The following is a 20,631-nucleotide window of genomic DNA, read 5'->3' as shown; positions in this document are numbered from 1 at the left end:
ATGCACACCTCTGCATTCTGGCGTCTGGCCCAGGCCCTGCTGGTGCTGTGGGCGGCCTTCAGCCTGTCGTTCGCCATTCTTTATGCGCTGCCGGGCGATCCGGTCGGCATCCTGCTCGCCCAGGGCGGCGAACCGGGCACGGCGGATCCGGCACAGGTCGCCGAACTGCGGGCTCGCTATCACCTCGACGGCAGCCTCTGGCAGCAATACGGCGGTGCCCTGTGGCGGTTGTTGCACCTGGACCTCGGCGTATCGCTGCAGACCGGCAAGCCGGTCGCAGCGGCCCTGGCCGCAGCCCTCCCGGCGACCCTGGCCCTGGCCTTCGCCGCGCTGTTGATCGCCGTGCCGCTGGGCATCGGCGTGGCCCTGGCGGCCCACCAGGTGCGCCGGCGCCCGCTACAGGCAGCGCTGCACAATTCGCCGGCGCTGGTGGTATCGCTGCCAACCTTCTGGGTTGGCCTGCTGTTGCTGCAATTGTTCTCCTTCCGCCTGCATTGGTTGCCGGCGATGGGCGATCACGGCCTCGCCAGCCTGGTGCTGCCGGCAGTCACCCTGGCCCTGCCCTGCGCCGCGATGATCGCCCAGGTGCTTGGCCGTTCCATCGCCAGCGTCAGCCAGCAGCCCTTCGTCCAGGCGCTGCGCAGCAAGGGCGTCGGGCGCTGGTCGTTGCTGTGGCGGCATATCCTGCATAACGCCTCGATCCCCCTGCTCAGCCTGACCGGCACCCTGCTGGGCAATCTGCTGGCCGGCGCGGTGGTCACCGAGACGGTGTTCTCCCGCGACGGCGTCGGCCGCCTGGCCCAGGCGGCGGTGGCCAGCCAGGACATCGCCGTGGTCCAGGGCGTGGTGCTGCTGGCCGCGACCCTCTATGTGCTGACCAACCTGCTCACCGACCTGCTCTACCCATTGCTGGACCCGCGCATTCGCCAAGGGAGCCGTCCATGATCCTGCACCCCGCCATTTCCTCCTTGCCTGCGTGGCGCTACCGGCCTGGCTTGCCAGTAGCGCTGAGCCTGGTGCTGTTCGTGCTTCTGCTGGGCTGGGCGTTCTTCCCCGGGCTGTTCACCAGCCTCGATCCGTTGCTGGCCGACCCCACCCAGACCCTGCGCGCGCCCTCGGCGCAGCACTGGTTCGGCACCGACCATCTGGGCCGCGACCTGTATGCCCGTTGCGTATACGGTGCAGCACTGTCGTTGCAGGCCACGGCCATTGCGGTGGTCATCGCCCTGCTGGCCGGGACCCTGCTCGGCGGCATCGCAGGCTGGTTCGGTGGCGCGGCCGACCGCGTGCTGGCGGTGGTGGTGGAGGTGCTGATGGCGATTCCGGCCCTGCTGCTGGCCATGGCCATCGTCACCGCCCTGGGTTTCGGCACGCTGGAGATCGCCATCGCGGTGGGGCTGTCGTCGGTGGCGGTGTTCGCCCGGCTGGCCCGGGGCGAAGTCCTGCGCTGGCGCAGCCGGGTGTTCGTCGAAGCCGCCCAGGTGGTCGGCGTTGGTTCCTGGACCAACCTGTGTCGGCATGTCCTGCCCCATGCGGCCGGGCCGTTGCTCGCCCTGGCGGCACTGGAGTTCGCCAGTGCGGTGCTGGCGGTCTCGGCCCTCAGCTTCCTCGGCTTTGGCGCCCCGCCGCCGCAACCGGAATGGGGCCTGTTGATTGCCGAAGGGCGCAACTACATGGTCGCCGCCTGGTGGTACACCACGCTGCCAGGGCTGGTGGTGGCCGGCGTCGTGCTCGCCACCCAGCAGCTTGGCCGGGGTTTGCAACGTCTTCAGGGAGAACATCCATGAGTGCGCCATTGGTGCGTATCCGCCAGTTCGGGGTCGAGTATCCGGGGGCGACGCAGGCCGCCGTGCAAGGGCTGGACCTGGACATCGCCGCAGGCGAGATCGTCTGCCTGGTCGGCGAGTCCGGCTCCGGCAAATCCACCACGGCTGCGGCGCTGGCGGGCTTGTTGCCCGAAGCGGCGCAGCAGCACGGGCAGCTGTGGTTCAAGGGCCAGGCGCTGGACAGCCTCGACGAACGTGCCTGGCGCCAGCGTCGTGGCCGCCTGGTCGGCTTCGTGCCGCAGGATCCGGGCACCTCGCTGGACCCGGTGAAGACCATCGGCGCCCAGGTGGTGGAAGCCATGACCGTGCACGGCATGCCCCTGGCCCAGGCCCGTCCGCGTGCCCTGGAGCTGCTTCGGGAAGTCGGCCTCAAGGCGCCGGAAACCCTGCTCGCCCGTTATCCCCATCAACTGTCCGGGGGCATGTGCCAGCGGGTGCTGATCGCCATTGCCCTGGCCAACGACCCGCCGCTGCTGATCGCCGACGAGCCCACCAGTGCCCTGGATGTCAGCGTGCAACGGCAGATCCTCGACCGCTTGCAGCAACTGGTCCGCGAGCGTGGCAGCAGCCTGCTGCTGATCACCCATGACCTGGCGGTGGCGCTGGATCGTGCCGACCGGATCCTGGTGATGCGCCACGGTCGCCTGCTGGAAAGCGGTACTCCGGCGCAGCTGTGGCATGCGCCGGCGCATCCCTACACCCGCCAGTTGCTCCAGGCCTCGCCGCTGGCGCGCTTGCAACAGCGTCGCGTGGCGCCAGCGCTGAGCCGGGAACCGGCGCTGCTGCAGGTCACCAGCCTGAGCCGACGCTTCGACAAGCGCGGGGCAGCAGCGGTGGATGGTGTCAGCTTCAGCCTGCAACGGGGCACCACCACCAGCCTGGTGGGCGAGTCCGGCTCGGGCAAATCCACCACGGCGCGGATCATTCTCGCCCTGGAACAGGCCAGCTCCGGCAGCGTGCGCTTCGACGGGCTCGAAGTGCTCGGGGCCGGTCGCCGCCAACTGCACGGTTACCGGCGGCGGGTGCAGCTGGTCTACCAGAATCCTTATGCCGCGCTGGATCCGCGCCAGGATCTGCTGGCGATCGTCAGCGAACCGCTGCGTGCGTTCGGGATAGGCCAGCGGCGCGATCACCGGGCACGCGTGCTGGCGTTGCTCGAACGGGTCGGTTTGCCGGGCGACCTGCTGCATCGCCGCCCTGCCCAGCTCTCCGGCGGCCAGCGCCAGCGGGTCGCGATAGCGCGGGCGCTGGCGGCGGAGCCGGAGCTGCTGGTGCTGGACGAGCCGCTGTCAGCGCTGGATGCACCGGTGCAGGCGCAAGTGCTGGATCTATTGCAGCGTTTGCAGGAGGAACTTGGCTTGACCTATCTGTTCATCTCCCACGACCTGGCGACGGTACGCGGGATCAGTGACCAGGTGCTGGTGATGAGCCAGGGGCGGCTGGTGGACCAAGGGCCGACCGAGGAGGTGTTCGGGCGGCCGGGGAGCGAATATACGCGGCGGCTGCTGGAGGATATGCCGGGGCGGTTGGTACCGGAGGCTGAAGTGCAAACCAGGGCAGTGAATCTCTGAACATCCAAGGCTTGCAACGTCCCTGTGGGAGCGGGTTCACCCGCGATGACGATGGTGGGCTCACTAACGTCATCGCGGGTGAACCCGCTCCCACAAGGTCTCTTCAAAGAGTTATGTTTTTTCTATGAGAGCTGGCTTGCCAGTGGTTGGGCCAGCTCCCACAGGGTTGCGTGCAAGCCGCAGATGCCTTCATCCATTCTTCATCATCCCTACCAGCACGCGGTTCTCCACCGGTCGGCTCAGTAGATAGCCCTGTACCTCATGACACTGGTCGGCACTGAGCAGGTCCAGTTGCCGCTCGGTCTCGACCCCTTCGGCGGTGACCGTCATGCCCATGGCGTTGCCCAGGTTGATGATCGCCTGCACCACGCTGCGGTCGCTGTCGCTCTTGCCCAGGGCCTGGACGAAGCGCTTGTCGATCTTGATGCTGTCGAACGGATAGGTACGCAGGTACCCCAGCGACGAATAGCCGGTGCCGAAGTCGTCCATGTTCAAGCGCACGCCCAGCTCCTTGAGGGCCGTCATGGTCGCCAGGGCGTTCTCGATATCGTTGAGCATCACGTTCTCGGTGATTTCCAGCTCCAGGCGGTGCGCCGGCAGGCCGCTGTGCAGCAAGGCCTCGCGGACATCGCGCACCACATTGCTGCGGGTGAACTGCGCCGGTGACATGTTCACCGACACCAGCACCGGCTGCGGCCAGGCCCTGGCCGTGCTGCAGGCCTCGCGCAGCACCCAGTTGCCCAGCTGGACGATCAGCCCCGACTCCTCGGCCAGCGGGATGAACTCGTCCGGCCCGACCAGCCCGCGTTGTGGATGCTGCCAACGCACCAGGGCCTCCACCGACGCCACGGTGACCCCATCGATCAAAAAGCGTGGCTGGAAATGCAGGACCAGTTGCCCCTGCTCGATGCCCAGCGCCAGCTCGCGCTCCAAGGTGCGCTTGCCCTGCACGGCATCGTTCATCTGCGCCGAGAAGTGCAGCCAATTGCCCTTGCCGGCGGCCTTGGCGTTGTACAGGGCAATATCGGCGTACTTGATCAGGTCCGCCGGCTGCCCGCCGTGCTCGCGGGACAGCACCACGCCAAGGCTGGCATCGATATGCAGTTGCTGGCCGTCATGCTCGATGGGCCGGCGCAGGGTATCGATGACCCGCTGGCACAGGGCGTCCATTTCCTCCCGCGTGCCCGGCCGTGCCACTACCAGGACGAACTCGTCGCCGCCCAGGCGGGCCACAAGGTCGCTGTCGCGGGTGATGGTTCCCAGGCGCCGCCCCACTTCGATCAACACCGCATCGCCGGCCGGATGACCGAGGTGATCGTTGATCGGCTTGAAGTTGTCGAGGTCCAGGATCAGCACCGCCAGGTCCGCCTTCCCCTCCAGCAGGGCCTGTTCGATAAAGGCGAACAGCTTGTTGCGGTTGGGCAGACCGGTCAGGGCGTCGTGCTGCGACAAGTGCTGGATGCGGGCATGGGCCGCCACTTCATCGGTGATGTCGAAGCTGGTACCGCGAAAGCCCTGGAGCTGCTCGTGATGCAGCACCGGCCGCGCCGACAATCGGCAAATGCGCTGTTGGCCGAGGTGGTCACGGTACTGGCAGCGCAGGCTGTCGGAGCCGTTGACGCTGCCCAGTTGCGCCAGCCAGTGCTGTAGGTGGGCAGTGTCGCAACTCATCAGGTCGGTTAAGGGCCGGCCCAGCCACTCCTGCACCGGGTAGCCGGTCAGTTCGGCGAAACGCCCCGACAGGTAGGTGAGCCTGAGCTGCGCATCGGTTTCCCAGATCCAGTCCGAGGCCGCCTCGGCCACCGCCTTGAAACGCTCCTCGCTGACTTTCAGGGCTTCGCGGGACGCTGCCAGCTCCTGATAGTTGCGGTCGTTGCGCGCGCTGACGCTCAAGGCCTGGCGGGCGAAGGCGAGCATGGCCAGGAGGATTACCAGGGTCGCCAGGGCCAGCGGCGGCATGACCGTCAGGGCCAGCTCGCTGCCAGGACGCTGGACCGGCCACACCAGCCAGTAGCCGCTGTTGTCCAGGCGCATGCGGTCCTCTCCCGGCGCGTCATAGCCACGCGCAGTGACCAAGAACGAGGCCAGGTCGACGCTATCGGCCAAGGGCTGCAGTACCGCCGGCGTCAGGGGCCGGACGAAGACCAGCACCCGTTGCGGCCCGGGGACGTGATGGGGCAATTGCGGCGGGCGGATCACCGCGGCGCTGAACAGCGCCGGGCCATCGCGAAAGCGGATATAGCCCGAGGCAGCCTGGTCGTCCAGCAACGCCACGCGCGCCTGCGCCAGGATCCGTTGCTTTGCCGGGGTCAGGGCCTCCAGCGGCTGGTCGCTCAGTTGCCCGTCGACGACCGCGTAGCTGGTGGTGTTTTCGTCGATAACGAAGACCCCGGCATAGCCATCACTGCTGTACAGGGTCGGGCCGATATTGTCCTCGGCATAGGCCCATTGGCGGTTGTTGCCGATGCCCAGCTCGTCGTAGGCCGCCTGCCAGAAGGCATGGGACAGCAGGTAGGTCTTCTCGGACTTTTCCAGGCTTTGCCGGACCGAACCGGCGAGAAAGGCGCTGCGCAGTTGCTCGCGTTCATCGAGGGCCACGACGATGCGGTAGAGGGACGCCAGGCCGACCGCGAGGATCAACAGGATGGCACCGGAAAAACCCAGGATCAGCTGCCGTGTCAGGCGGCTGCGGCTTGCGCTGGTGGAGGTCGTCCCTGCTTGCATGCGTGTCCTCGTTGGCCAGTATCATGCGGACCTTGGGGGAACGGTGGTGCCGGGGCTTGGTATGCCCTACGTGAAAACTGAGGGTCCGCTTGGCCAGGGTGTTCAAACCAGGCGACGGACGGACACCTGCAAAAAGCCCGAAGGCCGCGTCTGCGGCCTTCGGTGATCCTGCTATTGCTCTCCCTGCGGGTTGATATCCGGGTCGGCACCGGCACCCGGCTCGCCCAGCGGGTCGATGTTCTGCGGGTTACCCGCCTCCTGGCGCTGGTCGATCCCCGGCGCCGGCGCCAGTTGCAGCACTTCGCTGGTATAGGCCCACTCCCGCTCCACCGCCGCTGGATCGTCGTTCAGGTGCGTACCGTAGCTGGGAATGATCTGCTTGATCTTTTCCTGCCAGGCCGAAGATTGCAGCCGGTCCTTGAAGACCTTCTGCATCAGGTCGAGCATGATCGGCGGCGCCGTCGAGGCACCCGGCGAAGCGCCCAGCAGGCCGGCGATGCTGCCGTCCTTGGAGGTCACCACTTCGGTACCCAGCTTGAGCACGCCGCCCTGGTTTTCGTCCTTCTTGATGATCTGCACGCGCTGGCCGGCCTGCCACAGGCGCCAGTCTTCCTTCTTCGCATGGGGGAAATAGGTCTGCAGGGCGGCGAAGCGGTCGTCATCGTTTTGCATCAGTTGGCCGATAAGGTATTTGACCAGATCGAACTCGCGCACCCCGACCCGCACCATCGGCCAGACGTTATGCACCGACATGCTGGCAAACAGGTCGAGCAGCGAGCCTTCCTTGAGGAAGCGGGTGGAGAAGGTCGCGAACGGCCCGAACAGGATCACCCGCTTGCCATCCAGGACCCGGGTGTCCAGGTGCGGCACCGACATCGGCGGCGCGCCGGTGGAAGCGATACCGTAGGCCTTGGCCATGTGCTGGAGGGCGATATCCTGCTTGTCGGTCACCAGGAACGAACCACCCACCGGGAAGCCGGCATAGTCCTTGGCCTCGGCAATGCCGGACTTCTGCAGCAGCGGCAGCGCCGCGCCGCCGGCCCCGATGAACAGGAACTTGGCGTCGGTGGTGGTCTTGCTGCCATCCTTGAGGTTCTTGTACTCGACCCGCCAGGAGCCGTCGTCGTTGCGGGTGATGTCCTCCACCTCGCTATTGAGCTTGAGGCTGAAGTTCTGCTGTTTCTGCAGGTACCCCACGTACTGGCGGGTGATCTCGCCAAAGTTGACGTCGGTGCCGATCGGGGTCCAGGTGACCGCCAGCTTCTGCTGCGGATCGCGGCCTTCCATCATCAGCGGGACCCATTTCCTGATCTGCTCGTGGTCTTCGGAATACTGCATCGGACGGAACAACGGGCTTTTCTGCAGGGCTTCGTAACGGCGCTTGAGGAAGCTGATGTTGTCATCGCCCCAGACGAAGCTCATGTGCGGCGTGGTGTTGATGAACGAACGCGGGTTGTTCAGCACGCCGCTCTTGACCTGCCAGGCGAGGAACTGACGGGTGATCTGGAACGACTCGTTGATCTCCACCGCCTTGGTGATATCGATCTTGCCGTCCTTCTCCGGGGTGTAGTTCAACTCGGCCAAGGCCGAGTGGCCGGTACCGGCGTTGTTCCAGCCGTTGGAGCTTTCCTCGGCCACCTTGTCCAGGCGCTCGACCATTTCCATCGACCAGCCCGGCTCCAGTTCGTTGAGCCAGATGGCCAGGGTCGAACTCATGATCCCGCCGCCCACCAGCAGCACATCGACCTTCTTCGGCTCGGCGGCCTGGACGCCGGCGAGGTTGCATGCCAGCGCAAAGCCGACCAGCGCGCCTCTCCACATGATCCGGTTATTCATCTTTTCTCCCACGAGGCGAGCCCCGATTCGATTGGCGTGTGTTCCCTGCCCGATGGAATGCCCGTGTTGTCCTTGATGCACGCAAGGCACCAGGCTTGAGGCTCGAAGGCAGCACTGCAAGGTTCGAGACCCTCCATCGACGAACAGTTCAAAGGTTAGCCGAGACTCCCGGGCTTGCCGGGGCGCGGCGTCCCCTGAGTAGCACGAACGGCGTGGCCGGGGCTTTAGTCGTGGCGGGCAAACATCAATCAAGACTGATGCCAGTCGCAATAATCATGAATTTTTCCTGACCCGACGTCGACATACGCTGTGCCGGAACCTCGAGTGCCCTCAAGAGGCACCGGATCTCGATAACAATTCCAATACCTGCCGAGGATCCCCCATGTCCGTTCCGTCCAATCCCGACGAGCACCTGCTCGCCAGCCACGGCTACCGCCAGGAGCTGGATCGCGGCCTGAGCCTGTGGTCGTCGTTCTCCGTGGGCTTCGCCACCATCTCGCCGGTTGTCGGCATCTATTCGGTGATGTCGCTCGGCGCCATCAGCGTCGGGCCCTCCTGGGTGTGGATCGTGCCGTTGTGCCTATTGCTGCAGCTAAGCGTGGCACTGGTGTATGCCGAGTTATCCTCGCAGTTTCCCCTGGCCGGCGGCTGCTACCAGTGGGTGCGGCGCCTGGTCGGTGACCGCCTGGCCTGGTTCACCGGTTTCCTGTACCTGGCGGCGGCGCTGGCCTCGCTGACCACCGTGGCCTATCTCGGCGGTTTCTGGCTGGGTTTGCTGCTGTTCGATGAACCGCCCTCGGCCAATGCCCAGGTGGCCTGCGCAGCCGCGCTGCTGGCGCTGGGGCTCGGGGTGAATCTGCTGGGAATCAATCCACTCAAGTACTTCGTCAACGCCGGCATCCTTGCCGAGGCCATCGCCTCCATCGGCATCGGCGTGCTGTTGCTGCTGTTCTTCCGCAATCATTCATTCGAGCTGCTATTGAGCAGCATGGGCGCGGAAAACGCGTCCGGCGGGTCCTACTTGAGCGGGTTGCTGACTGCCATGGCCGTGTGCGGCTGGGCCTTTCTCGGTTTCGACGCCTGCTCGCAGCTGTCCGAGGAGACGACCGATGCGCGCGTTTCCACACCGCGGGCAATCCTGCGCTCGATGCTGGTGGTAGGCCTGACGGTGATGCTCACCGCCTTCGCCGTGACCCTGTCGTTCAATGACCCCGCCGCGCTGGTCAGCGGGCAGGTCATCGACCCGGTCACTCCGGCGGTGTCCGATGCGTTCGGCCGCTGGGCCGAACGCCCCTTCGTCGCTATCGTCCTGATCGCGTTCGTCGCCTGCGTGGTCTCGGTGCAGACCTACATCGGCCGGGCCATCTTCGGCATGGCCAGGGACGGTATCCTGCCTGGGTCCGGGCTGCTGCGCCGGGTGGACAAGCGCAAGGTGCCGATGGCGGCGATGCTCTGCAGTACGCTGCTGGCCAGTCTTGGCCTGATCCTGGGCCTCAACGCAACCGCCGTGGGCACGCTTATCGCCTTCGGTAGCGGCGGCTTCTTCTTCGTTTTCCTGATCGTCACCGCCAGCGCCTTGTACGCGCGCCTCAGCGGGCGCTGGGACCCGGCCAAAGGCGCCTTGCAATTGGGTCGCAAGGGGCTGGCGGTCAACTGGCTGGCCGTGTTCTGGCTGCTCTTCGAGGCAGTCAACGTGGCCTGGCCGCGGGAGCTGCTGGCGCCGCCTGGCGCTCCCTGGTTCCAGGTCTGGGCGGTGGTGCTGGTGTTCTCCGCGCTGACGCTGTTCGGCCTCACCTACCTGGCGCTGGCCAAACCCCATCGGCGTATCGCCAGAAGCCTGAGCTTCGCCGGTCGCGCCGTCGAGTAATCCTCCCCCGTCCTTGTCCCGTCACCGGCGTCCTGCCCGGCGGGACAAGGCATGCCTGAACACAGGAACCGACCATGATTCACTACTGGAACTACCCCACCGAAATCTTCTGCGGCGTCGATGCCCTCACGGTGCTCGGCGAACGGTGTGCCCTGGCTGGCATGCATCGCCCGTTGCTGGTCACCGATCCTGGCATGCTGGAGTTGCCGCCATTGCGTGCCGTGCGTGAGCATCTAAAAGTGGCAGGCATCGATCACGGGCTGTTCCATGGCCTGTCGGGTAACCCGAGCCTGGAGCACGCTCGTGCCGGGGCAGCCGCGTTCGCCGAGGGCGGTCATGACTCGCTGATCGCCCTCGGCGGCGGCAGCGCCATCGACGCCGCCAAGGGCATCGCCCTGCTCAGTCGCGATCCGCAGGGCGCGGCACGGTTCGAATGGACGCAGATGCTTGAGCATTACCCGACCCTGGCTGATTACCCGCCCCTTAACCTGCCGCCACTGATCGTCATTCCTACCACCGCCGGTACCGGCTCGGAACTGGGACGCGAAGCGGTACTGACCGATACCGTCCAAGGCGTGAAGAAAGTCATTGGTCATCGCGAGATGCTGGCGCGCGGCGTGATTCTCGACCCTCGCCTGACCCTGGGCCTGCCGCCCGGCCTCACCGCAGCCACCGGCATGGACGCCCTGACCCACCATCTCGAAGCGCTGTTTTCGCCACTATGCCATCCGATGTCGGCGGGGATCGCGGTGGAAGGTGTACGTCTGGTCCGGCTGCATCTGGAAAACGCCGTGCGCGACGGCAACGACCTGCTGGCCCGGGAAGGCATGCTGATCGCTTCGGCCAGCGCCGCCGTGGCCTTCCAGAAGGGCCTGGGCGGCGTGCATGCCCTCGCCCACCCGCTAGGCGCGCGCTATCACCTGCATCATGGCCTGCTCAATGCGGTACTGCTGCCGTACGTGCTGGTGGCCAATCGCAGCGCGATAGAGGGCGATGCTGCACGGCTGGCACGCTATCTCGAGCTGGAAGATGGCAGCTTCGACGGCTTGTTGGCATGGGTACTGAAATTGCGGGCACGGGTGGGGATTCCGGCAACGTTGGCCGAGCTTGGGTTGAATGGCGACGATGCGGCTCTGGTGGGAGAACTGGCGCTGGCGGATATCTCGTCATCGCAGACCAATGCGCTGCCGCTGGGGGCCGGCGATTATGCGCGGATCTATCGGAATGCGGTGGGTGGCGTACTGGAATAGATGCGCGGTGCCGCTACTGGCCCCATCGCCGGCAACGCCGGCTCCCACAAGATTCCTGGTAGACCACGAAATCCAGGCCAGACGCTAAGCCTGTGGGAGCTGGCGTTGCCAGCGAGAGGCCCGTGAGACCCGCATCTCACCTCGGCATTGATGCCATCAGGAACACCTTGAGCCGGCGCCAGGCGCCACCAGTCCGTGCACCGCCAGCAGATCCTCGACAAATGCCCGCGCCGCCTCGCTCCGGGGCCGGCCGCTGTAGGTGATCATGCTGTGCACCACCTCGTACTTCAGGCGCTGCGGCTGCAACGCACGCATGCGCCCGCGCTCGATCCAGATCTGCGCATAGTGGGTCGGCAGATACCCAAGGTGCGTTCCCGCCAGCACCGCATGGGCCACGGCCTCCATATGGTAGGCGGTGGCCCGGCTGCACAAGGGACGCAGCGGCAGGTCCTGGTTTTCCGGAAGGAAGCCGTGACTGATCCAGTTGCATCCGGCTATCCGCTGCAAGTCCGGGTCGGTCTCTTTGAACAGCGGATGCCGATCACCGCAAAACACGCCAATCTCCTCGTTATACAACGGCAGGTACTCCAGGCTCGGCCGCGAACGGCTGAAATAGGACACTGCCAGGTCGAGTTGCCCATCGATCACCGCCAGCTCCAGCTCGGTCGGCGAGTTGACGTAGAGATTCAGCTGCACATCCTGTTCGCGTTGGTGAAACCTTGCCAATGCCTCGCCGAAGCGCGCCTGGGGCAACGTGGCGACATTGTCCGCCATGCCCACATAAAGATCGCCCACCAGGTTGCCCGACAGCCCCTGCGCCTCGTCACGGAACAGGCCTATGGCTTCGAACATTGCCTGCGACGCTTCGAGAATCCGCTTGCCCTTGGCCGTCAGGCGAAACCCGCCCTTGCCCCGCTCGCACAGGCGATAACCCAGGCGCTGCTCCAGGCTGCCGATCTGCATGCTGATATTCGACTGGCTCATGTTCAGCTCGGCCTGCGCAGCGGTGAACCCGCCGCAGCGCACCACGGTGGTGAAGATGCGCAGCAGGCGCAGGTCGAGGTCGGTGACGGTACGGAGCATGGTGACAAAGGTCCGGGCAAAGGACGTCCAGTGTACCTGTGGCGACGTCCGCCGCCACCGCCCCGTGCCGTAATGGCCGGCTTGGTAAGCTGGAGACTCGAGGCGGTATCTTTCCGGTCATCAGACCTGGGCAGGCAACGAAGCGGCAGCCGCGCTGTCTGTATAGGCAGCCCCGTTACAAAGGACTTCACCGTGCCCAACACCCCCACCCGCGTCGACGATGCTTCGACCGCTGACATCTCCGGCCACCCGAAGGACATCTTCTTCGCCGCGGTGGAAACCACGCGCATGCCGATGATCGTCACCAACCCCAACGCCGCGGACAATCCGATCATCTTCGCCAACCAGGCGTTCCTTGATATGACCGGCTACAGCCCGGCAGAGATCGTCGGGCGCAATTGCCGCTTTCTCCAGGGGCCCGATACCGATCCGGAGGTGGTCGGGGCGATTCGCAATGCGATCGAAGGGCGCTACGACTTTTCCACCGAGATCCTCAACTACCGCAAGGACGGCAGCAGCTTCTGGAATGCCCTGTTCATTTCGCCGATCTTCAATGAGAAAGGCGAGCTGGTCTATTTCTTCGCCTCGCAGTTGGACGTCAGCCGCCGCCGCGACGCCGAGGACGCCCTGCACCAGTCGCAGAAGATGGAAGCCCTGGGCCAGTTGACCGGCGGCATCGCCCATGATTTCAACAACCTGCTGCAGGTCATGGGCGGCTATATCGACCTGATCCGTACCGCGGCGGAGAAACCCGCCCCGGACATGGAGCGCATCCGCCGCAGTACCTTCCACGCCCGCTCGGCGGTGGACAAGGCCAGTACCCTGACCAAGCAGTTGCTGGCCTTTTCCCGCAAGCAGAAGCTGCAGGGCCGGGTGCTCAACCTCAACCAGCTGGTGGACACCGTGCGCCCGCTGGTCAACCGCACCTTCGGCGACGGCGTGCAGGTGGAATACGATCTGGAGCAGACACTGAAGAACTGCCGCATCGACCCCACCCAGGCGGAAGTGGCCCTGCTGAACATCTTCATCAACTCGCGGGATGCATTGATCGGTCGCCCCAGGCCGCAGATCTTCATCGAGACCCGCAACGTCACCGTGCGCGACCTCGCAACGACGTCCTACGACGGCCTGTTGCCTGGCCACTACGTCAGCCTGGCGATCACCGACAACGGCGTCGGCATGCCGGCAAGCATTCGCGACCGGGTCATGGACCCCTTCTTCACCACCAAGGAAGAAGGCAAGGGCTCCGGGCTCGGGCTGTCCATGGTCTACGGCTTTGCCAAGCAGTCCGGCGGTACCGCGCGGATCTATACCGAGGAAGGCATCGGCACCACCCTGCGCCTGTATTTCCCGGTGGACGGCGGCCCGGTACTGCCACTGGAGCGAAACAAGACGGCGGAGGCCAGGAACGGCAACGAAAGCGTACTGATCGTCGAGGACCGCCCGGATGTGGCGGAGCTGGCGAAAATGGTCCTGGAGGACTATGGCTACCAGGCTGACCTGGTGCTCAATGCCCGCGAGGCACTGAAGCGCTTCGAGGCCGGCGAGCGCTACGACCTGCTGTTCACCGACCTGATCATGCCCGGCGGCATGAACGGGGTGATGCTGGCCCGGGAAGTGCGACGCAATCATCCGTCGATCAAAGTGCTGCTGACCACCGGCTACGCGGAGAACTCCATCGAGCGCACGGATATCGGCGGTTCCGAATTCGAAGTGATTTCCAAGCCCTACCTGCCCCATGACCTGGCGCGCAAGGTCAGGCAGGTACTGGACTCGCCGGGGGGAGTCTGAACACCGCAAGCGCGCCGCGGAAACTTGTGGGAGCGGGTTTACCCGCGATTACGGTTGTAGATTCACCGACGTCATCGCGGCGGTCCGGCGCTCCGGTGAACCCGCTCCCACAGGGTTCCGCGTCGCGCTTGCGATTGAAGATTTAGTTGCAACAGAGTTAATGAGAAGTATTACCATGCGCACCATTCCGTAACCTTTTCATGGAAGCGCGCGCATGCCCTCTTTTGCGTCCCCGCATCACGCCATCGGCGAACTCTATGTGGCCCACCACGGTTGGATCGTCCAGTTGCTCCGGCGCAAGCTGGGCAACCATCAGCAGGCGCAGGACCTGGCGCAGGACACCTTCGTCCGCCTGATGCGCCAGGGCGCACTCCCCGGTTTGCGCGAACCCCGCGCCTACCTGGCCACCGTGGCCAGCCGCCTGTGTGCCGAACTCTTCCGCCGGCGCGCACTGGAAAACGCCTACCTGGCGTCGCTGGCAGCGCTGGATCCGCAGGAAATGCCTTCGGCAGAGACCCGCCTGCTGGTTCTCGAGGCGCTCGACGCGGTTGGCCGGGTGCTCGACGGGCTGGGCGCGCGAGTGCGGGAAATCTTCCTGCTGTCGCAACTGGATGGCCTGACCTACCCGCAGATCGCCGAAACGCTGGGGATCAGCGTCAATGTGGTGCAGAAGGCCATGCTCAAGGCCTATCGCACCTGCTACGCCGCGGTCTACGAGCTGTGAGGCCGTTCCAGCCAGTGCAGCGCCAGAGCATCGACGAGCAGGTGCTGGAGCAGGCACTGCACTGGATGGTGCTGCTGCAATCCGGGGTCAGCAGCGCGGCCGACCAGCAGGCATGCGACGCGTGGCGGGCACAGAACGCAGACCATGAACTGGCCTGGCAGCGTCTGGCCAGCTTGAACCAGGACCTGCGCCAGACCACCCGCACCCTGCCACCAGGCAAAGCCCGCAGCCTTCTGCAGGCGCGCAGCGGCAGCTCGCGGCGTACGCTGCTCAAGGGCATCGCCGGCCTGGCGGTGCTCGGCGCCGCAGGCGTCGGGGTGCGCGAAACCGGCCTGGTGCCGGAACTGTTCAGCGACTACCGCACCGGTACGGGCCAGCGCGAGCGCCTGCAACTGGCCGGAGGGATCGAGCTGCAACTCGATACGCGCAGCGCGGTGGACCGGCACGCCACCGACCTGAGCCTGGAGCTGGGCCGCCTGCTGATCAACACTGGCCCCCAGCCCCAGTGGCGCGTTCGCACCCGGGATGGCTGGGTCACGCCCGGGGCGTCAAGCAAGCTGGTGATCGCCCTGGACCTGCCGCGAACGCCCGGCAGCCAGCTGCAGGTCTTCACCGGCAGTGCAACGCTGGAACTTGCCCAAGGCGAGCGACTGACGCTTGGCGCCGGACAACAGCTGGACTTCAGGGCCGGACGCGCTTCTCCCCCGCGCTCCTTGAAAACTGCCGAACTGGTCTGGAGCGACGGGTTGCTGGTCGCCGAGCGCATGCCCCTTGGTCTGCTCCTGGCCCACCTCGACCGCTACCGCCGAGGGGTACTGCGGTGTGCGCCGGAGATTGCCGAACTGCCGGTATCGGGCTCGTATTCGCTGGATAATCCGCAGGCCAGCCTCGAGCTGCTGGCGCGCATGCTGCCGATCAAGGTAGAGCGGGTACTCGGTCTCTGGACCACGGTGAAGCCCGCCTGAGTCTCGCTTACGAATAAAAATAATTCGCGATACCTGGCAGTTTTTTCCGACTCGCGCATCAAGACAGGCAGAACGCTGAAAAACAGTGCCCCTGCCCACTCAACGGATCGTCTTCATGCTCTCACGTCCTACCCCACTGGCCTTCGCCCTGCGCCTGGCCCTGCTCGGCGCTACCCTGGGCGCCAGCCAGCCGTCATTCGCCGCCGAGGCCGCGACCCAGCAACAAAGCCGCAACTACCGGATTCCCGCAGGCAGCCTGGACAGCGTCCTCGGCGCCTTCGGCCAACAGGCCGGAATAATGATCGGCGTGGATTCGGCGCTGACCGCCGGTTTGCACAGCGACGGCCTGAACGGTGACTACAGGGTGGCCGACGGCCTGGCCCGGATCCTCCTCGCCAGCCCTCTGCAGGCCGTGGCGGACGGTCCCGGCTATCGCCTGGTCAAGCGCCCCGAAAGCAACGCCCTACAACTGGCCGCGACCACCATCAGCGGCCAGGGCATGGGCGAAATGACGGAAAACTCCGGGTCCTATACCACCGGCCTGGTGAGCATCGCTTCCAAGACACCGTTCAGTCTCAAGGACACCCCGCAAAGCGTCTCGGTCATTACCAGCAAGCTCATCGAGGACCAGCGCCTGACCACCCTGCCCGAGGCCATGAAGCTGGCGCCGGGCATCACTACCCGCAGCGCCACCTATCACTCGAAACAGTTCTACTCGCGCGGGTTCGGCATCGATAACCTGCAGATCGACGGCGCCGCACCGATGGATATCGGCAATGGCGTCGGTACCTTCTACAGCGACCGCCTCTACGACCTGGCCGCCTATGACCATGTCGAGGTCTTGCGTGGCGCCAGCGGCCTGCTTGGCGGCACCGGCGACCCGGGCGGCATCGTCAACCTGGTGCGCAAGCGCCCGCTGGATCACTACCAGCTCAAGCTCGATACCTCCGCCGGCTCCTGGGACAACTACCGCAGCGAGGTCGACCTGACCGGCCCCCTGGCGTTCGACGGCGCGCTGCGCGGGCGCCTGGTGGCCGCCTGGACCGACCGCCAGTACTTCATGGACAACCGCAGTACCGAGAAGCCTTTGCTGTACGGCATCCTCGAAGCGGATCTTGGCGCGGACACGTTGCTGACCGTCGGCGGCAGTTACGACAAGGTCAAGGAAAACGGCACGGGCGACGGCCTGCCCCGCTACAGCACCGGCGGCGACGTACACCTGCCGCGACACAGTTGGTACACCACTCGCCAGGCCTGGAGCGACAGTTCGACCAAGGAGTGGTTCGCCAAGGTCGATCACTACCTGAGCGAGGACTGGAAGCTCAATAGCTCGTACACCTGGAACTACAACAGCTCCACTACCGAAGGCGTGATTCCGTATGGCTCGGTGGACGAAACCAGCAACACCGGCCCGTACTGGTGGGGCAGCTACGTGTCGAGCTGGAGCGAGCAGTCGGTGTTCGATATCAACCTGTCCGGCGGCTTCGATGCCTTCGGCCGCCGCCACGAGGTGCTGCTCGGTGCCGACTACCAGAAGGTCACCAGCCGTTGGCGCGCCGCCGGCGGGATGGTCGGCAAGGGCGGCCTGATCGACCTGTGGGAGCCGTCGGCCACGCCGCTGCCCAGTGACGACTCCAGCCATGCCTTCTGGCGTGATTACTCACCGAACACCCGTGAGCAATACGGCGTCTACTCGACCCTGCGCCTGCAATTGAGCGACCCGCTCAAGCTGGTGGCAGGCGCCCGTGCCCAGCGCTACAAGTTCGAGCAGGCCTACAGCAAGCGCAACAGCGACGGCACCGGACCCTGGGCGTTGCAGGACCGCGTGTTCGATCGCGAGCCGACGACCCTGGTGCCCTTCGGCGGCCTGATCTACGCCCTGGACGATCAGTGGTCGGCCTACATCAGCTACAGCGAGGTATTCAAACCCCAGGCACAAAAACTGATGGGCCCGGAAGACGCCGCGACGTCCATCGAGCCGATGACCGGCAAGACCTACGAAACCGGAATCAAGGGCGAGTTGCTGGGCGGCGCCCTGAACGTCAGCGCGGCGCTGTTTCGTACCACCCGCGAGCATCAGGCCGCGATCGATCCGGCCTACCCCGATCCGGCCTTCAGCTACAGCGGCGCCTGCTGCTACCTGGCCCAGGACAGGATCGTCAGCAAGGGCCTCGACCTGGAGGCCAGCGGCGAGATCGCACCAGGCTGGGAGGTGCTTGCCGGCTACACCTACAACCGCGTGCAGAACGATACCGAGGAAACCCTCTACAGCACCATCACGCCCAGGCACCTGTTCAAGCTCTGGAGCATCCATACCCTGCCCGGCGCGCTATCGGCGGTACGGGTCGGCGGCGGTATCACCGCCCAGAGCCCGACCTACGTGACCGGCCAGGCCTACCGCCTCGATGCGGCAGGCAATGCCATCGACAGCCGCGCCTACGACTTCAGCCAGGCGGGCTATGCGGTGTATGACGCGCTGGTGGAGTACAAGGTGGACCAGAACTGGACCGTCGCGCTCAAGGGCAACAACCTGTTCGACCGTCGCTATTACGAAAGCGTCGGGACATCCGAGTACGGCAACTACTACGGGGAGCCACGCAACTTCACCCTGACGCTGCGTGGCGTGTTCGACTGATCCGCCGCGTCACTCGATGCGCAGGCGCCAGCGGTCGTAGCGGCTGAGGCTGAGCCGCGACAGCGCAAGCACGTCGATGTGCTGGAACGCCGTCGGCGGGCATTGCAACACATGCATCAATGCCGCGCGAATCACCATCGGGTGGGTAATGGCCTGCCAATGCCCGGTGGCCGTCCAGCCCTCCAGCCAGTCCGCCACCCGCTGGCACAGCCGCGCCACGGACTCCCCGCCATGGGGCGCGGCCTGGGGATCGTGCAGCCATTGCTGCAGAGCATCGGGCTCGTCTTGCGCCAAGCGCTTGAGCGACAGGCCCTGCCAGCGCCCAAGATCGCAGTCGCGCAGCGCTGGCTCGGGCTGCGCGGCGAGTCCCAGCAGCTCGGCAGTCTGTCGCGTACGCCACTCAGGCGCGACCAACGTGCGCGCCTGCCCGTCGAGCGCGACGGGTGAGGCGAGCGGTACCAGCACCCCCTCCTCTTCCAGGTGGAAGCGGCCGACGCGCTGGGCGTCGCTGCGGGCGTGACAGATAAGGGTCAACTGGCTGTTGTTCATGGACGGGCCTGGACGTGGGACGGGGCGGCTGCGCGCATTGTGTCACAGCTGAATTGGAGCGCCGTTCAAGCTTCTCGCCCAAGCGCCGATAACCCTTGGACAACTATGGACATCACGGGCCCACTCATGAACCCGATCAACGCAGGATTGCGAATCTCGCCTGTTTACACCGCGCCGCAGCGCGCAGCCGACTCCAGCATCGCCATACAAGCGCCTGCCGCTACCACCAGCGGCAATGTCACTCTGGGCCAGACACGCAACGATAACGATGGCTACACCTACCCGTCACGCAGTACTGCCACGACCGCGAGCTATGCCCTGGAGCAGGACGCGGTCGACAAGCTCAGCCTCAGCCTGCTGACCGGGGTGCAAGGGGCTTCACTGGGCGAACGCCTGCGCGGCGTGGGGGCAGCCCTGGTCGAGCAACTGGCGCTCAAGGGCGGCGCATCCGTGTCGCAATCGGCGTTGCGCTATGCTGCCGGCGCCGAACCCGGCGCCGAAGCCGTGAAGCTGCGCGGCGACAGCCTGCGCCAGGCACCGGACAATGCCATCAGCCTGCGCCTGACCACCGCTTCAGGCGCCACCATTACCCTGTCCCTGGCCAGCGACGACAACGGCCTCGCAGTCAGCGCCGAGGTCCAGGGCGGTGAACTCAACGCCTACGAACTCAAGGGCCTGGCAACGCTGGCGGAGGGTTTCCAGGCCGCCATCGACGGCCTGGCCCAGGAACCGCCAAGCCTCAAGCTGGACGGCCTGGTCAGCTTCGACGCGAACCTGTTCAAGTCCTTGCAGATGAACGCCAGCCTGCGAACCGCCAGCGGCGAGCAGCAGGTGTTCGACCTGAGTCTCGATGACAAGGCACGCAACCTGAGCCTACAAGGGCCGTCGGGGAACATCAGGCTCGATTTGGATACCCGCGACAGCAGCCTGCTGGGCAACGCCGGGCAGCGCCAGGCCGCGATCGACAACTACCTGCAGCAGTTCGACGCAGCGCGAAAGCGCGGCAACGGCGACAAGGACCTGATGAACCTGTTCAAGGACGCTTTCGTCCAGCTCAACCGCGTGGACGATGGCAGGCTTGCCAAGGAGGCCGGTTCGACCCAAGGGCGAAACGATCGGTTGCTGCTCAGCGGCCTTGCCGACTTCAGTGCCTCGATCGGCCAGCCGGCGAAGTCGGTCAACCCGCTGCTGCCCGGGGAAACCGACCGTTTCGACTATCGGGTTTCGCAAAGCACCACGGCCCAGGGCAAGGCCCTGTCCAGCCGCTCGATCCAGCAGGACCAGCAATCGCGCCTCGACGCCGCCTGGCATGTCGGGGCCAATCCGCAAGTGCCGCTGGCCTTGAGCAAGGACTACAAGTCGCAGAACTACAGCTATCACGAGATCACCGACGAAGCGAAAAGCAGCACGCGCCTGGGCTTCAACAAGGACAACCGGCTGGTGGAGGCCAGCGCGACCCAGCAGGCCAGCCAGAACGAGCGGGTGCGCAGCTATGTCGATGGCGTGCTGAGCAGCGAAACCAACACGCCCAAATCGGTCTCGCAGACGCGCAACCTGCTCGGCTTGCTGGATGACGTACTGCAGCGCGAGCGGATCTCGCTCCGGGAAAAGGGCGTCTCGGTGCTGGAGTCGCTCCTGGCGGGCAAGCGTGATGAATGGTGGTTGCAAGGTGATGCAAACGGCATCGCAGTGCACGCGTGAAACCAGGCGTTCGCGTTTGTGACCAGCCACGCAAAGCCGCAGATGCCAAATTGACATCATTCGGGGCCGGACCTACCCTCGGCCACCGTCCCCAGAACCTTTGCCGGCA

At 65.5% G+C, this 20,631-nt stretch carries 14 protein-coding genes; 10 read left to right on the top strand and 4 right to left on the bottom strand.

Translation table 11 applies throughout. From position 1 onward, the window contains the following. From ACKLLE_RS12315 to ACKLLE_RS12305, 3 genes are read left to right on the top strand one after another with little or no spacing between them, the layout of a single operon-like run. Nucleotides 1-945 carry an ABC transporter permease gene (locus tag ACKLLE_RS12315; RefSeq protein ID WP_420058153.1) on the top strand — a complete coding sequence of 315 codons (945 nt, stop codon included), beginning with the start codon at nucleotides 1-3 and terminating at the stop codon, nucleotides 943-945. Further along, the gene (locus ACKLLE_RS12310; protein ID WP_420058152.1) at nucleotides 942-1,787 is read left to right on the top strand and encodes an ABC transporter permease; all 846 of its coding nucleotides are present in this window, start codon (nucleotides 942-944) and stop codon (nucleotides 1,785-1,787) included. The genes ACKLLE_RS12315 and ACKLLE_RS12310 overlap by 4 nt, the downstream gene beginning before the upstream one ends. Then, the gene (locus ACKLLE_RS12305; protein ID WP_420058151.1) at nucleotides 1,784-3,397 is read left to right on the top strand and encodes a dipeptide ABC transporter ATP-binding protein; all 1,614 of its coding nucleotides are present in this window, start codon (nucleotides 1,784-1,786) and stop codon (nucleotides 3,395-3,397) included. Before ACKLLE_RS12310 ends, ACKLLE_RS12305 begins: the two co-directional genes overlap by 4 nt. A 189-nt stretch (nucleotides 3,398-3,586) precedes the next feature. Here the strand turns inward: ACKLLE_RS12305 and ACKLLE_RS12300 are convergent, their stop codons facing one another. Both ACKLLE_RS12300 and mqo read right to left on the bottom strand, forming a co-directional pair. Next, entirely contained in the window at nucleotides 3,587-6,121 is a 2,535-nt protein-coding gene (locus tag ACKLLE_RS12300) for a bifunctional diguanylate cyclase/phosphodiesterase (RefSeq protein ID WP_420058150.1), read from the bottom strand. Nucleotides 6,122-6,292: 171 nt separating this feature from the next. Next, nucleotides 6,293-7,942 carry a malate dehydrogenase (quinone) gene (gene mqo / locus ACKLLE_RS12295; protein ID WP_420058159.1) on the bottom strand — a complete coding sequence of 550 codons (1,650 nt, stop codon included), beginning with the start codon at nucleotides 7,940-7,942 and terminating at the stop codon, nucleotides 6,293-6,295. 397 nt (nucleotides 7,943-8,339) lie between these two features. On the opposite strand from mqo, the gene ACKLLE_RS12290 reads away from it, so the two are divergent. Beyond that, nucleotides 8,340-9,824, top strand: coding sequence for an APC family permease (locus tag ACKLLE_RS12290; RefSeq protein WP_420058149.1), 1,485 nt, complete (start codon nucleotides 8,340-8,342; stop codon nucleotides 9,822-9,824). Nucleotides 9,825-9,898: 74 nt separating this feature from the next. Next, nucleotides 9,899-11,074 (top strand): iron-containing alcohol dehydrogenase, encoded by a 1,176-nt coding sequence (locus ACKLLE_RS12285; protein ID WP_420058148.1) that lies wholly within the window; start codon nucleotides 9,899-9,901, stop codon nucleotides 11,072-11,074. Nucleotides 11,075-11,230: 156 nt separating this feature from the next. Here ACKLLE_RS12285 and ACKLLE_RS12280 read toward each other — a convergent pair whose 3' ends face one another. Beyond that, nucleotides 11,231-12,157 (bottom strand): LysR family transcriptional regulator, encoded by a 927-nt coding sequence (locus ACKLLE_RS12280; RefSeq protein ID WP_064304281.1) that lies wholly within the window; start codon nucleotides 12,155-12,157, stop codon nucleotides 11,231-11,233. A gap of 192 nt (nucleotides 12,158-12,349) precedes the next feature. Between ACKLLE_RS12280 and ACKLLE_RS12275 the strand changes: the two genes are divergently transcribed. From ACKLLE_RS12275 to ACKLLE_RS12260, 4 genes are all read left to right on the top strand, one after another. Beyond that, nucleotides 12,350-13,948 (top strand): hybrid sensor histidine kinase/response regulator, encoded by a 1,599-nt coding sequence (locus ACKLLE_RS12275; RefSeq protein WP_420058147.1) that lies wholly within the window; start codon nucleotides 12,350-12,352, stop codon nucleotides 13,946-13,948. Nucleotides 13,949-14,162: 214 nt separating this feature from the next. Then, nucleotides 14,163-14,672 carry a sigma-70 family RNA polymerase sigma factor gene (locus ACKLLE_RS12270; protein WP_420058146.1) on the top strand — a complete coding sequence of 170 codons (510 nt, stop codon included), beginning with the start codon at nucleotides 14,163-14,165 and terminating at the stop codon, nucleotides 14,670-14,672. Next, nucleotides 14,669-15,637 carry a DUF4880 domain-containing protein gene (locus ACKLLE_RS12265; protein ID WP_420058145.1) on the top strand — a complete coding sequence of 323 codons (969 nt, stop codon included), beginning with the start codon at nucleotides 14,669-14,671 and terminating at the stop codon, nucleotides 15,635-15,637. The genes ACKLLE_RS12270 and ACKLLE_RS12265 overlap by 4 nt, the downstream gene beginning before the upstream one ends. A 115-nt stretch (nucleotides 15,638-15,752) precedes the next feature. After that, the gene (locus tag ACKLLE_RS12260; RefSeq protein ID WP_420058144.1) at nucleotides 15,753-18,272 is read left to right on the top strand and encodes a TonB-dependent siderophore receptor; all 2,520 of its coding nucleotides are present in this window, start codon (nucleotides 15,753-15,755) and stop codon (nucleotides 18,270-18,272) included. Nucleotides 18,273-18,281: 9 nt separating this feature from the next. Here ACKLLE_RS12260 and ACKLLE_RS12255 read toward each other — a convergent pair whose 3' ends face one another. After that, nucleotides 18,282-18,821, bottom strand: coding sequence for a histidine phosphatase family protein (locus ACKLLE_RS12255; protein WP_009395396.1), 540 nt, complete (start codon nucleotides 18,819-18,821; stop codon nucleotides 18,282-18,284). Between the two features lie 126 nt (nucleotides 18,822-18,947). Here ACKLLE_RS12255 and ACKLLE_RS12250 point away from each other — a divergent pair, with 126 nt between their 5' ends. Continuing rightward, on the top strand, nucleotides 18,948-20,522 hold the full coding sequence (locus ACKLLE_RS12250; protein ID WP_420058143.1) for a hypothetical protein: 1,575 nt from the start codon (nucleotides 18,948-18,950) through the stop codon (nucleotides 20,520-20,522). The last annotated feature ends 109 nt before the right edge of the window (nucleotides 20,523-20,631 follow it).

Source organism: Pseudomonas bharatica (assembly GCF_048586865.1).
In the GTDB taxonomy this organism is placed as follows: Bacteria; Pseudomonadota; Gammaproteobacteria; order Pseudomonadales; family Pseudomonadaceae; genus Aquipseudomonas; species Aquipseudomonas bharatica.
The sequence above is the reverse complement of the archived record's forward strand: the minus strand, read 5'-3'. Positions and strand labels throughout refer to the sequence as shown.

Excerpts from the sequence above, each read along its gene's own strand:
- ACKLLE_RS12300 (WP_420058150.1), bottom strand. The coding sequence starts at position 6,121 with ATGCAAGCAGGGACGACCTCCACCAGCGCAAGCCGCAGCCGCCTGACA.
- ACKLLE_RS12280 (WP_064304281.1), bottom strand. The coding sequence starts at position 12,157 with ATGCTCCGTACCGTCACCGACCTCGACCTGCGCCTGCTGCGCATCTTC.
- ACKLLE_RS12305 (WP_420058151.1), top strand. The coding sequence starts at position 1,784 with ATGAGTGCGCCATTGGTGCGTATCCGCCAGTTCGGGGTCGAGTATCCG.
- ACKLLE_RS12315 (WP_420058153.1), top strand. The coding sequence starts at position 1 with ATGCACACCTCTGCATTCTGGCGTCTGGCCCAGGCCCTGCTGGTGCTG.
- ACKLLE_RS12250 (WP_420058143.1), top strand. The coding sequence starts at position 18,948 with ATGAACCCGATCAACGCAGGATTGCGAATCTCGCCTGTTTACACCGCG.
- ACKLLE_RS12260 (WP_420058144.1), top strand. The coding sequence starts at position 15,753 with ATGCTCTCACGTCCTACCCCACTGGCCTTCGCCCTGCGCCTGGCCCTG.
- ACKLLE_RS12270 (WP_420058146.1), top strand. The coding sequence starts at position 14,163 with ATGCCCTCTTTTGCGTCCCCGCATCACGCCATCGGCGAACTCTATGTG.
- ACKLLE_RS12310 (WP_420058152.1), top strand. The coding sequence starts at position 942 with ATGATCCTGCACCCCGCCATTTCCTCCTTGCCTGCGTGGCGCTACCGG.
- ACKLLE_RS12285 (WP_420058148.1), top strand. The coding sequence starts at position 9,899 with ATGATTCACTACTGGAACTACCCCACCGAAATCTTCTGCGGCGTCGAT.
- mqo (WP_420058159.1), bottom strand. The coding sequence starts at position 7,942 with ATGTGGAGAGGCGCGCTGGTCGGCTTTGCGCTGGCATGCAACCTCGCC.
- ACKLLE_RS12255 (WP_009395396.1), bottom strand. The coding sequence starts at position 18,821 with ATGAACAACAGCCAGTTGACCCTTATCTGTCACGCCCGCAGCGACGCC.
- ACKLLE_RS12290 (WP_420058149.1), top strand. The coding sequence starts at position 8,340 with ATGTCCGTTCCGTCCAATCCCGACGAGCACCTGCTCGCCAGCCACGGC.